This is a genomic window from Micromonospora sp. BS32, assembly GCF_059089345.1.
Genome location: NZ_JBSSHR010000004.1, coordinates 390943 through 407614 on the forward strand (window position 1 = coordinate 390943; position 16672 = coordinate 407614).

Here is a 16672-nt window from a genome sequence, read left to right on the forward strand (position 1 = left end):
ATCACCCGGACAGAACCGAGCAAGTTTCGCAACAATGACATTGCGGGTCGCCCCGCATGGAACGGGCGGCCCCGGCGCGGTGCGAACGCCGGGGCCGCCCCTGGGGAGGGATGCCTCAGGAGATACGTCCCTGCCCCTAGATGCGTCGTAGGGCCGAAAAGTGTTACGGCCCAATCAGCTCAGCTCCCGGACCTCCAAGCCGCCGTCGGCGTAGCGGGAGCGGACAACCTTCTTGTCGAACTTGCCGACGCTGGTCTTCGGCACCGCGTCGATGACCGCCCAGCGCTCGGGCAGCTGCCAGTGCGCCACCGACCTGCCGAGGAACTCCCGCAGCTGCTCCACAGTGGTCGACGCCCCCTCCCGGACCACCACCGTGGCGAGCGGCCGCTCACCCCAGCGCTGGTCGGGCACCCCGACCACGCAGGCCTCCTGCACGTCCGGGTGGGCCATCAGGGCGTTCTCCAGCTCCACCGAGGAGATCCACTCGCCGCCCGACTTGATCACGTCCTTGGCCCGGTCGGTGAGCGTGATGTAGCCGTCCGGGGAAAGCGTGCCGACGTCGCCGGTACGCAGCCAGCTGTCGCGGAACTTCTCCTCGTCCGGGGTGTCGTCGCCGACGTACGTGGCGGTCACCCACGGGCCACGGACCTCCAGCTCGCCGACGGACTCGCCGTCGGCGGGCAGCACCTCGCCGAGCGGGCCGACGATCCGGGCGGCGACCCCGGCCGGCACCCGGCCCTGGGTGTAGCGGTAGCGCCAGGCCTCGTCGTCGGTGACGCCGGCCGGCGGCCGGGACACCGACCCAAGCGGGGACATCTCGGTCATCCCCCAGGCGTGGATCACGTCGATGTGGTGCCGCTCGGCGAACGCGTGCATCAGCGCCGGCGGGCAGGCCGAACCGCCGACGATCACCTCCTTCAGCGAGGAGGTGTCCACGTCGTTGTTGTCCAGGTACGTCAGCAGGTCGTTCCAGATGGTCGGCACCGCGCCGGCCAGGGTCGGCCGCTCAGCGGCGATCATCTGGGCGATCGGGGCGGCCTGGAGGAACCGGTCCGGCATGATCAGCGACGCGCCGGAGAGGAACGCCGCGTACGGCAGGCCCCAGGACATCGCGTGGAACATCGGGACGATGGCCAGCTCCCGGTCGCCCGGGCCGAGCCCGAACCCCTCGGGCATGCAGACCTGCAACGAGTGCAGGTAGATCGAGCGGTGCGAGTAGGCGACGCCCTTCGGGTTGCCGGTGGTCCCGGAGGTGTAGCAGAGCGCGGCGGCGTCCCGCTCGTCCACCTCCGGCCAGTCGTACGTGTCGGGGCGGCCGGCGAGCAGGTCGTCCCAGTGGTGGAAGGTGATCCGGTCGCCGGCGACGGCGCGCAGCGGCGCCGGGTCACCACCGCCGACCACCACCACGTGCCGGACGGTGGTCATCTCGCCGAGCACCTTGGCCAGCAGCGGGATCAGCGTCGAGTCGACCACCACCACCCGGTCCTCGGCGTGGTTGGCGATGTACGCCACCTGGTCGGGGAAGAGCCGGATGTTCAGGGTGTGCAGCACCGCGCCCATGCTGGGTACGGCGAAGTACGCCACCAGGTGCTCGGTGTTGTTCCACATGAACGTGGCGACCCGCTCGTCGCCGGTCACCTCGCACTCGTCCCGCAGCGCGTGGGCGAGCCGGGCCGCGGCCCGACCGACCTCCGCGTACGACATCCGGCGCGGCTCGGCGCCGGTCCACGTGATCACCTCGGCCGTGCCATGCACGGTGGAGCCGTGTTCGAGGATCCGGGATACCTGAAGAGGGGCGTCCATCATCGTGCTACGCATGGGTAACAAGCTAATGTCGCCGGTCACAGGTTGGGAACCCCGGAACTCCGGTCGACCGCCGGGAAGCTGCGTAGATTGTCCGGGTGAGCATCTCCTGGGCCGACTCGTACGTGGGCCAGCTGCGTGCCCTGGCCGGTGACCGGACGCTGATGTTCGTCGGCGCGCGCGCCGTGGTCCGCGACAACGCGGGCCGGGTGCTGCTGATCCGGCGCTCGGACAACGGCCAGTGGGCGCTGCCCGCGGGCGCGATGGAACTCGGCGAGTCGATCGCCGACTGCGCGGTGCGCGAGGTGCGCGAGGAGACCGGTCTGCGCGCCCTGCGGGTGAGCGCGTTCGCCCTCTACACCGGCGCGGACCGCACCCACACCAACATGTACGGCCACACGTACCAGATCTTCACGACCGCGTTCCGGGTCGAGGACTGGGACGGTGAGCTGGCCCGGGTGACCGACGAGACCATAGACGCGGGCTTCTACCCCCGCGACGAGTTCCCCGCACCGCTGTCGGCGTCGGTCCCGGAGACCCTCGCCGACCTGGACGTCTTCGAGCAGACCAACCGGCTGATCCTCAAGTAACCCCGAGGACCAGCCGGTTACGACGTCAGGCCACCGGGTCCACGTAGAGGTAGAGCGCGTCGCCGTAGTCGTCCCCGCGGCGCCACTCGTCGCCCGAGGTGCTGACCTCGCCATGGATCTGGAATCGGGTGTCAGCGACACCCGCCGGAGCGGTCATCGGCACCGTCACCGTCGAGGTGGCTTCCTCCTCGAGCGGGCCGGCCGTGCACACCACCTGGGTGGTCGTGACGTCGCACTGCCACGGGCCCGGGTTGTCGACTGCCTCGTACGGCTGACCGGCGGTGAAGCCGGCCGGCACGTCCACCACCAGTCGCAGGTCGGCGGCTGCGGCGCTGCCGATGTTGTGGGCGGTGAAGACGGGGAAGATGTTCCCGCCGCTGGTCGGGACGTCCGCCTCCCAGCTCTGGGCAGACCCCGAGGCGCCCAGGGACAGGTCGGCGACGTATGCGTAGGTCGTCTGCACCTGACCGGAGTTGTTCGTCTTGGTCACTTCGCGGGCGGGGGTGGCAGCGGTGGCGCCGATGGTGGCGACGGTGCCCGCCGGAGCGTCCGGCAGGCTGACGTAGACCCGCAACGGCTCGGCGACGCCGCCGGGCGGCACCGGACCGTAAATGTCGGTGCACACAAAGGTGGTGTAGTCGCACTGCCAGGATGGGTCGCCCGCGATACCGGCCCCGGGCGGGAGGGTGAGGGAGACGGTGACGCCGTCGGCGGTGGCCGTCCCGACGTTGGTCACCGTGGCGGTGACGACGGCTGTGGGCTCGTTGCCCCTCCCGTAGTCCTTGATCATCGCCTGCGGCGTGACGCTGAGGTCGAGCTTGAGATCCGGTCGGGCCGGCGCGGCGACCGCCGGGGTGGCCGGCAGCAGTGCGGCCGAGGCAGCCAGGCAGAGCAGGGTGAGTCCGGTACGTAGGGTGCGCTGAGGGGTCATGACATCCCTTGTTCGCAGGAGGCCGCGGCGCGGGCATCAGTCCGGCGCACGCGGCACGACCGACGCCCCCGTCGACGCCGGCCAACGGGCCGCGACGGCGGCCCGCTCCCTAATGGACGCCCACCGCCGTAGCGGCGTTACATCATCGGAGTACGGGCCTGCGCACATGAATCACCAACCGGCTGACGAGACCGCCGACACGGGCTTCTCCGGAGCCTGCGCCCCGGCTTCCGGCCGCCCGCCGGTGCGTTCCGCGCCGATGCCGGCGACCACCACGAAGGCGATTCCCAGCACCGGCGCGACGCCCGGCACCTGGTGCAGCGCGACCAGCCCCACCACCAGGGCGATCGCCGGCTCCAGGCTCATCAGGGTGCCGAAGGCGGCGGTGGTGAGCCGGCGCAGGGCGAGCAGTTCCAGCACGAACGGGACGATCGGCAGCAGCACCGCCAGCCCGAGCCCGGCCAGCAGCACCTGCCAGGTCAGGTCGGCGAAGACCGACGGACCGACGGCGACGGTGGCGACCACGGCGGCCACCGGCATCGACACGGCGAGGCCGCGCAGCCCGGAGACCTCGTCGCCGACCCGCTGGGTGAGCAGGATGTACGCCGCCCAGCACGCCCCAGCGGCGAGCGCGTAGCCGACGCCCAGCGGGTCGACCCCGCCACGCCACGGCTCGGTGAGCAGCAGCACCCCGACGGCGGCGAGCGCCGGCCAGAGCTTGGACCCGCCCCGGCCGCGGGCCACCGCGACACCGAGCGGGCCAAGGAACTCCAGCGCGCTCGCCGTCCCCAGCGGCAGCCGGGCCACCGCGGCCATGAAGAGGATGGTGACGCCCGCCGTCACGACGCCGAGCGCCAGGCAGGCCCGCAGCGCCGACCGGGTGAGGGTGGAGGGGCGCGGGCGCACCAGCACGGCGAGCAGCAGGCCGGCCCAGGCCAGCCGGAGCCAGGCGGCACCCTCGGGTCCCACCCGGTCGAAGAGCCCGACCGAGGCGGCCAGGCCGAGCTGGACGAACATCATCGAGGCGACCGCCATTGCCGCGCCGGCGCGAGTGGGAGTCATGTCCACCAGTAGAACCGGCTGGGACCGTTCGCGTCCACGTGACTTCGCTGGACGGACTGTTCGGTAATCCTGAACAATGACGGGATGGACCTGCGTCGCCTGCGGCTGCTCCGGGAGCTGGCCCGGCTCGGCTCCATGCGGGAGGTCGCCGACGAGCTCGACGTCACCACCTCGACCGTGTCCCAGCAGCTCGCCGTGCTCGCCCGCGAGGTCGGCGCGGAGCTGATCGAACCGCACGGCCGCCGGGTCCGGCTCACGCCCGCCGGACGGCGGCTCGCCGAGCACGCCGTGACGATCCTGGCGGCCGTCGACGCGGCCCGCCTCGACCTCGACCCGCAGGCCGAGCCGGCCGGCACGGTACGGGTCGCCGGCTTCGCCACCGCCGTCCGGCGCTCGCTGCTGCCGGTCACCGCCGACCTCGCGGCGCGCCACCCCCAGGTCCGGCTACGCATCCACGAACACGAGCCGGCCGAGGCGTACGCGCTGCTCGCGGCGGACGACGTCGACCTCGCGCTGACCTACGACTACCACCTCGCGCCGGCGCCCTTCGACCAGACCGTCGAGGCGACCCCGCTCTGGTCCGCCGCGTGGAGCCTGGGCGTGCCTGCCGACGGCCCTCCGGCGCCCGCCGGCCCGGCCCCCGAGGTCTTCGGCCACTTCCGGGAGGGTGGCTGGATCGTCAACTCCCGCAACACCGCCGACGAGGTGGTGGTCCGCACCATCGCCTCGATGGCCGGCTTCGAGCCCCGGATCGCACACCGGGTGGACAGCCTCGAACTCGTCCAGGACCTGATCGTCGCCGGGCTGGGCGTCGGCCTGCTCCCGTCCGACCAGCCGACCGTGCCCGGCGTACGCCTGCTCCCCCTGACCGACCCGGAGGCCCGGCTGCGGTCGTACGCGGTCACCCGGCGCGGCCGGACCGCCTGGCCGCCGCTCGCCCTGATCCTCGACCTGCTCAAGGCCCGCGCGCGGGCGGACCGGTCGGGGGTGGCCCCGGGGCGCGATCACCCCGGGGCCACCCCGCCGACGCCGGATCAGGCGGCGGGGACGGGCTCCACGTAGCGGAACATCACGTCCGCGTAGTCGCCCGGGTCGGGCCGCCACTCGGCGCTGGTGGTGCTCACCTCGCCGTGGACCGTGAACTGGTCACCCGCCGTACCCGCAGCGACCACCATCGGGACGGTGAGCGACGCGTACTCGCTGGCCTTCAGCGTCCCGAGCGGGCAGGACATCGACGTGTCGGTCACGGTGCACAGCCCGCCGAAGCCGTCGCCCTCGAACGAGGCGCCCGGCGGCAGGTCGACGACCAGGGTCACGTCCTTGGCCGTGCCGGTGCCGGTGTTCTCAGCGGTGAACTTGGGCGTGATCAGTCCGCCCTCCGCCGGAACCTCCGTCTCACCCCAGGAACCGCGCAGCTCGCCGGGGTACAGGGCGAGCTCGGGGAGCTTGGCGTAGGTGGTCTTGACCTGGTCGGTGTTGTTGGTCTGGGTGATCTCGGGCGTGCTCGTCGAGACCGTCGCCGAGATCCGCGCCTCGGCCCCCTCCTGCTTGACCGGCAGCGAGAAGTAGACGTTCAGGCTGGTCGACTCGCCGGCCGCCAGCGCCCCGTACCGGTAGGTGCAGACAAGGGTCGCGTAGTCGCACTGCCACCAGGGATCGCCGGCGATCTCGCCGCCGGGCGGCAGCTGGTAGCTGATGGTGACGTCGTCGACGCTGGCGCTGCCGACGTTCTGCACGACGGCGTCGACGATGACCTCGGCCCGGTCGTGCCAGAGCATCGTCTGGCTGGCGGTCAGGTCGAGCTGGAGGTCGGCTCCGGTCGCGGTACTCCCCGCCACGGCGGCTGACGGCTGGAGTCCGACCGCGGCGGCGAGGGCGGACAGGGCGACGCCGGCACGGACCAGCCGGCGTACGTGTTGCGATGACATGAACATCCCCCGATGCGTGAAGGAGTGGCCGGACGGCCGCTCCTCCACAACAGACGCTCATGTCCGTGATTCCGTTACGTGATCGACTCGATCAGAGCATGGTCTGCGACTTGGCCTCCATGTCGGCCGCCGCCTCCTCCTTCGACTCCCTGGTCAGCGGCTTGCCGCCGGGGGCCGGCGCCTCGCCGCCGAGCGGGTCGGCCCCGCCCGTGGCGCCCTGCGGGCCGGCGCCGCGCAGCTGCTCGTTCGGCAGCGCCAGGGTGACCAGCACCGCCAGGATCGCGACCAGGCCGGTGGTCAGGAAGACCATGTGCAGCGACTCGACGAAGGCGGCCTGGATCGCCGCCCGCACCGGGCCGGGCAGCGCCAGGATGGTCGCCGGGTCGTTGATCGAGATGTTCGCGCCGCCGCTGGCCGCCACCGCCGCGCGCTGCTCCGGCGGCAACTGGGCGATCGCCCCCGGCAGCCGGTCGGCGAGCTCCCCGGTGAGCCGCGAGGAGAGCACCGCACCGAGGATGGCCACCCCGAACGAGCCGCCCAGTGACCGGAAGAACGTCGCCGAGGAGGTGCCGGCGCCCAGGTCGCGGACGTCGACGGCGTTCTGCACCGCGAGGATCAGCGACTGCATGCACAGGCCCAGCCCGACCCCGATCACCACCATGAAGCCGAAGGCCACCCAGAGCGAGGTGTCCACCTGGAGACGGGTGAAGAGCAGCATGCCGGTGAGCAGAACGATCGACCCGGCCACCGGGAACCACTTGTACCGGCCGATCCGGCTCATCGCCCGGCCGGTCAGGATCGAGGTGACGATGATGCCGGCCATCATCGGCAGCATCAGCAGACCGCTGCGGGTCGGCGAGGCGCCCTTGACGATCTGGAGGTAGAGCGGGATGAAGATGATCGACCCGAACATCACCAGACCGAGGACGAAGCCCGCCGAGTTGGCCAGCGCGAAGGTGGCGCTGCGGAACAGCCGCAGCGGGAGGATCGGCTCGGCGACCCGGGCCTCCTGGAGCAGGAACGCCACCCCGAGCACCGCACCGGCCACGAAGAGCCCGACGATCACGCCGGAGCCCCAGGCGTACTGGTTGCCACCCCAGCTCAGCGCGAGCAGCAGGGCGCTCACCCCGGCCACCAGCAGCCCCGCCCCCAGCCAGTCGATCGCGTGCTCCCGACGCTCGAACGGGATCAACCGCATCACGTGGTAGCAGACCACGATCGCCAGGATCGCCAGCGGCACGTTGATGTAGAAGATCCACCGCCAGTTCGTCTCGGCGAAGTAACCACCCACCAGCGGCCCGGCCACCGACGACAGGCCGAACACCGCCCCGAAGAGCCCCTGGTAGCGGCCGCGCTCCCGGGGTGAGACCACGTCCGAGATGATGGTGAACGCCAGTGTCATCAGGCCGCCCGCGCCCAGACCCTGGATGCCCCGGGTGACGATCAGCTGGGTCATGTTCTGCGACAGGCCCGCCAGCAGCGAGCCGAGCAGGAACGCGCCGATCGAGAAGAGGAAGACCGGGCGGCGCCCGTACAGGTCGGCCATCTTGCCGTACAGCGGGGTCGAGGCCGTGGAGGCGAGCAGGTACGCGGTCACCACCCACGAGTAGTGGTTGATCCCGCCCAGCTCGCCGACGATGGTCGGAAGTGCCGTACCGACGATGGTCTGGTCGAGTGCGGCCAGCAGCATCCCGGTCATCAGGCCGAACATCAGCAGACGGATCTGGCGGGTGTTGAGCAGCGGGCGGCCATGGGCTTCCGTGGTCATCCCGCCTTCTTTCCCTTACCGGCAGGAACATGCGTCGGCCTCGCGAAAACCCCTCGACACCCCCGCGCGCCGTCGGCCACCATGCCGCCCGTGAACCTGCTCCGCCGGTTGGCGCTGGACCTCACGCCGCTGCGTACCTCGCGGGACTTCCGCCTGGTCTTCGCCGCCACGGGGGTGTCCGGGTTCGGGTCCTTCATCACGTACGTGACGCTGCCGTACCAGGTGTACCAGCTCACCGGGGATCCGCTGCTGGTCGGCCTGCTCGGCGTCTGCGAACTCGTACCCCTGCTGGTGATGGCCTTCGTCGGCGGCGCGCTCGCCGACTACCTGGACCGGCGGCTGCTGGTGCTCGGCGGCGAGGTCGGCTTCGCGGCGCTCTGCGGGGTGCTGCTGGTCAACTCGCTGTCGGCCACCCCGCACCTCTGGCTGCTCTACGTGGTGGCGGCGTCGACCGCCGCGCTGGACGGCATCCAGCGCCCGGCGCTGGAGGGGCTCACCCCGCGGGTCGTCGCCCCGGACCAGATCCCGGCGGCCGGCGCGCTCAACTCGCTGCGGATGGACGTGGCCCAGCTCGGCGGCCCGGCCGTCGCCGGCGTGCTGATCGCCTCGGTCGACCTGGCCTGGGTGTACGCCGTCGACCTGGCCACCTTCGCCTTCTCTCTGGCCTGCCTGGCCGTCATCCGGGCGGTGCCACCGCCCCCGGCCGCCGACCGGCCCTCGCTGCGGTCGGTGGCCACCGGCCTGCGGTACGCCCGCAGCCGCCCCGAGCTGCTCGGCACCTACCTGGTCGACATCAACGCGATGTTCTTCGGCATGCCGCAGGCGCTCTACCCGTTCATGGCCGAACGGCTGGGCGGGCCGGCGGTGCTCGGGCTGCTCTACGCGGCCCCGGCGGCCGGCTCGCTGCTCGCCACGGTCAGCTCCGGCTGGGTGAAGCACGTGCACCGGCACGGCCTGATGGTGGTGCTCGCGGCCGGCGCCTGGGGGCTCGCGGTGGTCGGCTTCGGGCTCTCCGGCTGGCCCTGGCTGGCCCTGGCCTTCCTGGTGCTGGCCGGCGCGGCGGACATGGTCTCCGGGCTGTTCCGGATGACGATCTGGAACCAGACCGTCCCCGACCACCTGCGCGGCCGGCTCGCCGGCATCGAGATGCTGTCGTACTCGACCGGCCCGCTGCTCGGCCAGCTCCGTTCCGGGCTGGTGGCGCGTACCCCGCTGGGGGTGAACGGCTCGATCGTCTCCGGTGGCGTGCTGTGCGTCCTGGGCACAGCGGCCCTGGCCGCCGCCCTGCCGGCCTTCCTCCGCTATGACGGCCGCGACGGCCTCGCCCGCAAACAGGCCGCGGACGAAGCCTGGGCCGCCACCGCCGGCGAACGCGCGGCGGCGACGACCCGACCCTGACCCTCGCGGATCAACGGGGGCTGTGGGCGCCCTCGGCGAACTGTTCGACGATCTTGGCGCAGAAGGCGGGAAGGTCGTCGGGCTTGCGGCTGCTGACCAGGCCGTTGTCCGTGACGACCTGCTCGTCGACCCAGTTGGCGCCGGCATTCGTCAGGTCGGTGCGCAGGCTCGGCCAGCTCGTCATCCGGCGGCCCTGCACCACACCCGCCTCGACCAGGGTCCACGGGCCGTGGCAGATCACCCCGACCGGCTTGCCGGCGTCGAAGAACGCCTTGACGAAGCGGACCGCGTCCGGGTCCGTCCGCAGGAAGTCCGGGTTGGCGACCCCGCCCGGCAGCACCAGCGCGTCGTAGCTGCCGGCGTCCGCGTCGGCAGCGGTCACGTCCACGTCGTACGTCTTGCCGTGGTCGAGGTGGTTGAAGGCCTGGATCGATCCGGGCTTCAGCGAGACCAGCTCGGCGGTGGCGCCGGCCTGCTCGACCGCCTCGCGCGGCTGGACGTACTCGACCTCCTCCACGCCGTCGGTGGCGAGGAAGGCGACCCGCTTGCCCTGCAGAGTGTTCGGTGCCATGTCCTTCTTCTCCTCTCCGGGGTTACCTTCAGGCGGTTCCCGGGGCCTGCCGACCGAAACGTGACGCCGTCGCCCTCCCCGCCGGGTGGCACGTTTGGCCCCGGAGCGTGGGGGGATCCCGGAAGGCATGGCAGGAGCAGCAGCGGAACAGCGCCGGCTCGCCACCGTCGTGGAGAGCTGGCTCGGACGCCCCGTCCTGGTCGTCGGCGACGCCATGCTCGACGAGTGGCGCTTCGCCGAGTCCGACCGGCTCTGCCGCGAGGCGCCCGCCCCGATCCTCAGCCTGCGCCGGCGCATCTCCGCGGCCGGCGGCGCCGCCAACACGGCGGTCAACATCGCCACCCTCGGCGGCCGGGCACTGCTGGTCGCCCCGGTCGGCGCCGACGTGGCCGGCGACGAACTGCACGACTGCCTGGACCGGGCCGGCGTCTGGGACCGTACGGTCAACCAGCCGCACCGGCCGACCCCGGTGAAGCGCCGGATGCTGGCCGGCAACCAGATCCTGCTCCGCGAGGACTCCGGCGACCCGGAGGACCCGCTCGACGCCGACGGGGTGGAGGGGCTGCTCACCGCGCTGGACTGCGCGACCGAGGAGCTGAAGGCCGTCGCCCGGGGCGCGGCACCCACCCTGGTGGTCTGCGACTACGGCCTGGGCGCGCTGCCCGCCGCGGTCCGCACCTGGCTGGTGCTCAACCGCGACCGGTTCGCCACCGCCGCCCTGGACGCCCACGACCTGGCCGACTGGCGGGGCCTGAACCCCACCGTGGTCACCCCGAGCTTCGCCGAGGCGACCCGGCTGCTGGCCCGCGCGGCGGCCGGCTTCGGCGCCCCGCCGCCGACGGCCCGCACCGGCGGCGCCGATCTGCACCTGGACCACCCGGCCGGCGACCCCGCCGACGGGCCGTCCGAACTCACCGTCGGCGCGGCACCGGGCGGTGCCGGCGAGCGGCCCCTCGCAGAGTCCGCCCCCGCCCCCGTCGGTGGCCCGACGGCCGGCCCGACCGGGGAACCGACGCCGGGCGAGGACCGGGTCGCCCTGACCGGGGACGGCCTCAGCGTCACCGGCGCCGGCGTCACCGTGAACGCCAGCGCCGGTGAGGGCGTCGACCGGGCCGTCCTGGCCGAGTCGCGCCTGGCCGAGCTGCGCGCGCACACCGGCGCCGACGTGGTGGCGGTGACCCTGGACACCGACGGCGCGGTGGTCGGCGGCGCGGACGGCGAGCCGCGACGCAGTCACAGCACCCCCGTCCCGGCCAGTCACGCGGTGGGTGCCGGGGACGCGTACCTGGCGGCGATGACGCTGGCCCTGGCCGCCGAGGCGCCGCTGCCGACCGCCGCGCAGCTCGCCCAGCTCGCCGCCACCATCACCGTCTCCGACACCGGCACCTGCGTCTGCCGACGCGAGGACCTGCTCGCCGCCCTCGGCGACGCCCCCGGCGGTACGGCCCATCCGACGCTGGTCGGGCCGGACGAGCTGACGGCCCTGGTCGCCGACCACCGGCGGGCCGGCCGCTCGATCGTCTTCACCAACGGCTGCTTCGACGTGCTGCACCCCGGCCACGTGCGCTACCTGGAACAGGCCCGGACGCTGGGCGACCTGCTGGTGGTCGCGGTCAACTCCGACGGCAGCGTGCGCCGGCTCAAGGGCCCGGACCGGCCGGTCAACCCGGTCGAGGACCGGGTCACCCTGCTCGCCGCGCTGGCCTGCGTGGACCACGTGGTGATCTTCGAGGAGGACTCCCCGGCCCGGCTGATCGAGACCGTCCGCCCCGACGTGTACGTCAAGGGCGGCGACTACCCGCCGGAGATGGTCCCCGAGGCGCCGCTGGTGCGCCGGCTCGGCGGCCAGGTACGCACCCTCGGCTACGTGCCGGACCGCTCCACCTCCGCCATCATCGACCGGATCCGCGCCCAGTCCGCGCCGTCGGCCGCGCCGCAGCACCTGGGCAGGTCCACGTGAACCGACCGCTCGACCTCGGCACGCCCGGGGAGTTCCGCCAACCACGACAGCTCGACGTGCTGATCCCGACCCGGAACCGCCCCGCCGAGCTGGCGGTCACCCTCTCCGGGCTGGCCGCCCAGGAGGGCCTGCCCGGGTTCGGGGTGGTGGTCAGCGACCAGTCCGACGGCGACCCCGCGTACGCGCACCCGGCGGCGGCCACCATGGTCCGGGCGTTGCGCCACCGGGGGCACCCGGTGCTGCTGACCCGGCGGCTGCCCCGACGCGGCCTGGCCGAGCACCGCGCGTACCTGCTGGACCAGTCGGCGGCGCGGTACGTGCTCTGCCTCGACGACGATGTCTGGCTGGAGCCGGGCACCCTGGACCGGCTGGTCACCGCGATCGGCGAGCTGGGCTGCGGGTTCGTCGGCAACGCGGTGCACGGCCTGTCGTACGCCGACGACGTGCGTCCCGAGACGCACGGCCACTACGAGGAGTGGGACGGCCCACCGGTGCCCGAGCGGATCCGGCCGGACACCCCCGAGTGGCACCGGGCGTCCCTGCACCCGGCGGCGAACCTGCTGCACGTCACGGAGAAGCTGGACCTGCCGGCGGGCGCGTGGCGGGCGTACAAGGTCTCCTGGATCGGCGGGTGCGTGCTCTACGACCGGGCGGCGCTGGTCGACTCCGGGGGCTTCGACTTCTGGCGCCGGGTGCAGGAGCGGCACCAGGGCGAGGATGTCGCCGCGCAGCTCTCCGTGATGGCGCGGTACGGCGGCGCCGGAGTGCTGCCCAGCGGGGCGTACCACCTGGAGTCGCCGACCACGGTCACCGAGCGGGACGTGGAGGCGTGGGTGGTCGTGCTCGCCGAGTCCGACGCGCCGCAACCGGCCTGAGTCCGCGGCTCACGCCCCGGGCGCGCCCGGCTCCGGTCGGAGCAGCTCGGCGGCGGCCTCCAGCACCTCGACCACCGGCACGTCGGCGACGAAGGAGTCCCGGTGCGGGCAGTCCCCGGTGCCGGGGCGGTGCGGATAGATCCCCGGGGTGCAGTCCACGCCGCAGACCGGGCAGTGCGTCGTCCAGGAGGCGATCGGTCGGTGCCGGGCGCGTAGCGGGGTGGCGCCGTTGATCAGGTTGCCCAGCCAGTAGACGCCGACGGTCGGGGTGCCCACCGCGCCGGCGAGGTGCAGCGGGCCGGTGTCGTTGGAGACGACCAGCGCCGCGCCCTGGTAGGCGGCGGCCAGCCCGCCGAGGCTGAGCGTGCCGACCTGGGCACGGACCGGCACGCCGGCCGCCGCTACCACCGCGTCCACCACCTCCTGCTCGGCGGCAGTGCCGGTGACCAGCACCTCGTACCCGTCGCCGTGCAGCGACCGGGCGACCTCGGCGAAGCGTTCGGCGGGCCAGCGCCGGCGGGTGTCGGTGGCGCCGGGGTGCAGCGCCACCCGGGGCCGGTCCGGCGCGCCGAGCACCCGCAGCGCCTCGGCCCGGTCGGCGTCGGTCACCGCCAAAGACGGGATGACGGTGGTGGCCGGCGCCCCGACCAGGGCGACCACCTCCAGGTAACGGATCACCTCGTGCTGGTAGTAGACGTAGCGCATCCACCGGTCCAGCGGCGGCGCGCCCTCGGCCCGCAGGCCGGCGGTGACCCGGGCGCCGAGCCGGCTGACGATCGGATTGGAGTTGCCGCCCCCGCCGTGCACCTGCACCGCCAGGTCGAAGCCCTCCTTCGCGGCCCGCTCCAGGAAGTCGTCCATCGGCGACGGCTCCTCCCCCGGCCCCGGGTCCCGGATGCCGGGGGCCGGCGGGATCACCAGGACCCGGTCCACCGGGCCGGGCCGGTCGCGCCAGAGCTTCGCGTGCCACGGCGCGCCGAGCAGCACGATCTCCGCCGCCGGGTACGCGGCCCGCAGCGACTCCAGCGCCGGCAGCAGGAAGATGAAGTCGCCGAGCGCGTTGGCCCGCAGCACGGCGATCCGTTCCACGTCGGGTACGCGCTCGCCAACCGGGCCGAGCAGGGACGGGGCGGTCACGCGACCCTACGGCCGGTCGATCTCGTCGAGGGTGGTGTCCGGGTGGTGCAGCTCCCGGTCCGCCGCCGGATCGGCCAGGGTGGCCCTACCCTCGGCGGCCGGACCGCCGCGGTAACCGGCACGGCCGACGGTGATGGTGCGCGGCGCGGGCCGCTGCGCCCGGGGCAGGTGGACCCGGAGCAGGCCGTGGTCCATCACCGCGTCGATCGCGTCCGGGTCCACCCGGGACGGCAGGTCGACCCGGTACTCGAAACCCCGGGTCTCGAAGCCGCCGGGGATGCCCTGGTCGGCGTTGACCTCCGCCTCGGAGCGGGCCCGCACGCAGAGCTCGCGATCGTCCAGCTCGACGGCGACCTCCTCGGGCGCGACACCGGGCAGCCGGACGACCACCTCCCAGCCGTCGGCGGTCTCGGTCAGCTCGACGTCCGGTGAGCCACCCCGGGCGCCGCCGACCAGGCGGCTCAGCTCGGAGCGCAGCGACTGGAGTTCCCCCATCGGGTCCCAGCCCTGCTGCCGTCCCCGCCAGCCCCGACCCTGCTGTTCCGTCATCGCACGTCTCCGATCCGTTGGGTGGCCGCCGGGGGCCGCAGCGAGCTGGGCGCGTCCAGGCCGGCCTCCGGGTCGACCCCGACGCCGAGCCGGTCGACCAGTTCGCCGCCGAGCCAGGCGCTGACGCCCAGGATGGCCACCCCGACCAGCTCGATGGCGATCAGCGCGCCGCCGGCCGCCCGGGAGTCGGCGTTGAGCCGGACCACCCAGACGGCGGCGAAGAGCAGGATGACCGCGACGTTGGCCGCGGCGTGGGTGAGCGCCACCCGCTTCGCGCGGGTACTGGCCGGGATGGCGAGCAGGTCGAAGGACCCGGCCGCCGCCGCCAGCAGGCCACCGACGAGGCCGACGGTGATGTTCCAGTAGGCCACCTCGGCGAGGAAGTCCGGCCCGCCGACCGTGTCGACCAGGTCGAAGATCGTGCCGGTGACGAGGAGCGCCACCGGGAACATCACCAGCATCGGGTGCACGGGGTGGCCGAGCACCTTCAGTCGGCTCTCCATGGTGGGCCTCCACTGCTCGCATCGGGGGGCGCTGTGTGAGCCGGTACCCACCGCGTCGGTGGACAAACCCCGGCTCGCCGCGCCCTTCTAGGCTGACGGGACGGCGGCCTGCACGCGCAGTGACCGCCACCGAGGTCAACGGTCGGGGGAGGCGGACGTGACGGTGGAGATCACCTCACAGGAAGAGCTGCGCGAACTGCTGGGGGCACCGATGCCCCGGGCGGTGGCCAAGGAGCGCGTCGTGCTGCACGAGCGGGACCTGCAGTGGCTGGCGGCCTCGCCGTTCTGCCTGATCGCCACCGCTGGCGCGGACGGCAGCTGCGACGTGTCCCCGAAGGGCGACCCGGCCGGCTTCGTCCGGGTCCTGGACGACACCACGATCGCGATCCCCGAGCGGCCGGGGAACCGGCGGGCGGACGGCTACCGCAACATCCTGGACAACCCGCACGTCGGGCTGATCTTCCTGATCCCGGGCCGGCCGGACACGCTGCGGATCAACGGGCGGGCCCGGCTGGTCCGGGAGGCCGCGTACTTCGACGACATGGTGGTCAAGGGGCACCGGCCGATCCTCGCCGTGGAGGTGGCCGTCGAGCAGATCTTCTACCACTGCTCGAAGGCGTTCCTCCGCTCCGAGCTGTGGCGGCCGGAGACCTGGCAGCCGGACGTCCTGCCCACCCGGGCCCGGCTGATCAACGAGGTGGAGCAGACCGGGGACAGCCTGGCCGACCTGGAGCGCCGGTACGGCCCGGCGTACCTGGAGACGCTCTACCGCCAGTAGGTCGGGCGACCCGGGCGCACGTTTGAGCTGATCGGTGAGGGTACAGATGATCGTCATGGCCCGGCCCGCCCGCGCGGCGGGCAGCCCCAGACACGGGTCGAGAGAGGAGACGTTCGATGCCCACGCAGAACAGCTCGGGACGCGGCGGCTCGACCGCGACCAAGAATCCCCCGGGTAACCAGACCCCGAACACCCCCGATATCAACGAGAGCGAGATCGCTCGGCTGAAGGTCGACGAGCTGCGCCGCCGGCTGCGGGAGCGCGGCGTCGCCGACACCGCCGGCATGCACAAGGACGACCTGGTCAAGGCCCTGATCAAGGGTTTGAAGGACGACTCGTCCACCGGCGGCGACAAGCGCTCCGGCCGGTCCTCCGGCTCGGCGTCGACCGACGGCGGCGTACGGACCGGCCCGCACACCTCGAAGTCGATCAAGTACTCGCAGGAGATCACCTCCACCGACGACGAGCCGGAGCGGCCCGGCCGCAGCCTGGTCACCACGGACCACGAGGTGATCCGGCAGTGGGCGGAGCAGCGCGGCGGCGTGCCGACCACGGTGGACGGCAGCGAGCACGACGGGCACGCCGGCGTACTCCGCTTCGACTTCCCGGCCAACGGCCGCGAGCAGCGGCTGAGCGAGATCAGCTGGGAGGACTGGTTCGCCGCCTTCGACCAGCGCCGGCTCAACTTCATCTACCAGGAGGAGCGCTCCGACGGTAGGCAGAGCAACTTCTTCCGGCTGGAGAGCCCGGACCGCGAGGACGGCTGAGCCGTACCCGCAAGGCATGAATGTGGGCGGGCGGCCCGGACCGGCGTGACGG

The 16672-nt window shown here is 73.1% G+C and carries 16 protein-coding genes; 7 read left to right on the plus strand and 9 right to left on the minus strand.

Annotated features, from left to right (window positions below; genetic code table 11):
• Positions 1 to 174: 174 nt before the first annotated feature.
• Positions 175 to 1803 carry a fatty acid--CoA ligase gene (locus AC5RWQ_RS09585; protein WP_494282389.1) on the minus strand — a complete coding sequence of 543 codons (1629 nt, stop codon included), beginning with the start codon at positions 1801 to 1803 and terminating at the stop codon, positions 175 to 177.
• A 98-nt stretch (positions 1804 to 1901) separates the two neighbouring features.
• Here AC5RWQ_RS09585 and AC5RWQ_RS09590 point away from each other — a divergent pair, with 98 nt between their 5' ends.
• On the plus strand, positions 1902 to 2393 hold the full coding sequence (locus tag AC5RWQ_RS09590; protein WP_334489480.1) for an NUDIX domain-containing protein: 492 nt from the start codon (positions 1902 to 1904) through the stop codon (positions 2391 to 2393).
• Between the two features lie 25 nt (positions 2394 to 2418).
• Here AC5RWQ_RS09590 and AC5RWQ_RS09595 read toward each other — a convergent pair whose 3' ends face one another.
• Positions 2419 to 3324 carry a hypothetical protein gene (locus AC5RWQ_RS09595; RefSeq protein WP_494282362.1) on the minus strand — a complete coding sequence of 302 codons (906 nt, stop codon included), beginning with the start codon at positions 3322 to 3324 and terminating at the stop codon, positions 2419 to 2421.
• A gap of 171 nt (positions 3325 to 3495) precedes the next feature.
• Positions 3496 to 4386, minus strand: coding sequence for an EamA family transporter (locus tag AC5RWQ_RS09600; RefSeq protein ID WP_494282363.1), 891 nt, complete (start codon positions 4384 to 4386; stop codon positions 3496 to 3498).
• A gap of 84 nt (positions 4387 to 4470) precedes the next feature.
• Between AC5RWQ_RS09600 and AC5RWQ_RS09605 the strand changes: the two genes are divergently transcribed.
• Positions 4471 to 5448, plus strand: a complete 978-nt coding sequence (locus tag AC5RWQ_RS09605) for a LysR family transcriptional regulator (protein WP_494282364.1) — start codon at positions 4471 to 4473, stop codon at positions 5446 to 5448.
• On the opposite strand, the gene AC5RWQ_RS09610 is transcribed toward AC5RWQ_RS09605, so the two are convergent.
• A complete protein-coding gene (locus AC5RWQ_RS09610) occupies positions 5421 to 6314 on the minus strand; it encodes a COG1361 family protein (protein WP_494282365.1) in 894 nt (297 codons plus the stop codon). The genes AC5RWQ_RS09605 and AC5RWQ_RS09610 overlap by 28 nt on opposite strands.
• Positions 6315 to 6405: 91 nt before the next feature.
• On the minus strand, positions 6406 to 8082 hold the full coding sequence (locus tag AC5RWQ_RS09615) for an MDR family MFS transporter (protein WP_494282366.1): 1677 nt from the start codon (positions 8080 to 8082) through the stop codon (positions 6406 to 6408).
• A gap of 81 nt (positions 8083 to 8163) precedes the next feature.
• On the opposite strand from AC5RWQ_RS09615, the gene AC5RWQ_RS09620 reads away from it, so the two are divergent.
• Positions 8164 to 9480, plus strand: coding sequence for an MFS transporter (locus AC5RWQ_RS09620; RefSeq protein ID WP_494282367.1), 1317 nt, complete (start codon positions 8164 to 8166; stop codon positions 9478 to 9480).
• Positions 9481 to 9490: 10 nt separating this feature from the next.
• Here AC5RWQ_RS09620 and AC5RWQ_RS09625 read toward each other — a convergent pair whose 3' ends face one another.
• Entirely contained in the window at positions 9491 to 10051 is a 561-nt protein-coding gene (locus tag AC5RWQ_RS09625; protein WP_494282368.1) for a type 1 glutamine amidotransferase domain-containing protein, read from the minus strand.
• 127 nt (positions 10052 to 10178) lie between these two features.
• On the opposite strand from AC5RWQ_RS09625, the gene rfaE2 reads away from it, so the two are divergent.
• Positions 10179 to 12011, plus strand: a complete 1833-nt coding sequence (gene rfaE2 / locus AC5RWQ_RS09630) for a D-glycero-beta-D-manno-heptose 1-phosphate adenylyltransferase (RefSeq protein WP_494282369.1) — start codon at positions 10179 to 10181, stop codon at positions 12009 to 12011.
• Positions 12008 to 12886, plus strand: coding sequence for a glycosyltransferase family 2 protein (locus AC5RWQ_RS09635; RefSeq protein ID WP_494282370.1), 879 nt, complete (start codon positions 12008 to 12010; stop codon positions 12884 to 12886). Before rfaE2 ends, AC5RWQ_RS09635 begins: the two co-directional genes overlap by 4 nt.
• A 9-nt stretch (positions 12887 to 12895) precedes the next feature.
• Here AC5RWQ_RS09635 and AC5RWQ_RS09640 read toward each other — a convergent pair whose 3' ends face one another.
• The 3 genes from AC5RWQ_RS09640 to AC5RWQ_RS09650 are packed head-to-tail and all read right to left on the minus strand — an operon-like array spanning position 12896 to position 15075.
• Positions 12896 to 14023 (minus strand): glycosyltransferase family 9 protein, encoded by a 1128-nt coding sequence (locus AC5RWQ_RS09640; RefSeq protein WP_494282371.1) that lies wholly within the window; start codon positions 14021 to 14023, stop codon positions 12896 to 12898.
• Between the two features lie 6 nt (positions 14024 to 14029).
• On the minus strand, positions 14030 to 14572 hold the full coding sequence (locus AC5RWQ_RS09645; protein ID WP_334489462.1) for an Hsp20/alpha crystallin family protein: 543 nt from the start codon (positions 14570 to 14572) through the stop codon (positions 14030 to 14032).
• Positions 14569 to 15075: a DUF2231 domain-containing protein gene (locus tag AC5RWQ_RS09650; protein WP_334489460.1), complete on the minus strand. Its 507-nt coding sequence runs from the start codon at positions 15073 to 15075 to the stop codon at positions 14569 to 14571. The genes AC5RWQ_RS09645 and AC5RWQ_RS09650 overlap by 4 nt, the downstream gene beginning before the upstream one ends.
• Before the next feature lie 157 nt (positions 15076 to 15232).
• On the opposite strand from AC5RWQ_RS09650, the gene AC5RWQ_RS09655 reads away from it, so the two are divergent.
• Complete coding sequence (locus AC5RWQ_RS09655; RefSeq protein ID WP_494282372.1) at positions 15233 to 15853, plus strand: pyridoxamine 5'-phosphate oxidase family protein; 621 nt, start codon at positions 15233 to 15235, stop codon at positions 15851 to 15853.
• A gap of 116 nt (positions 15854 to 15969) precedes the next feature.
• The gene (locus AC5RWQ_RS09660; RefSeq protein ID WP_334489454.1) at positions 15970 to 16620 is read left to right on the plus strand and encodes a hypothetical protein; all 651 of its coding nucleotides are present in this window, start codon (positions 15970 to 15972) and stop codon (positions 16618 to 16620) included.
• The last annotated feature ends 52 nt before the right edge of the window (positions 16621 to 16672 follow it).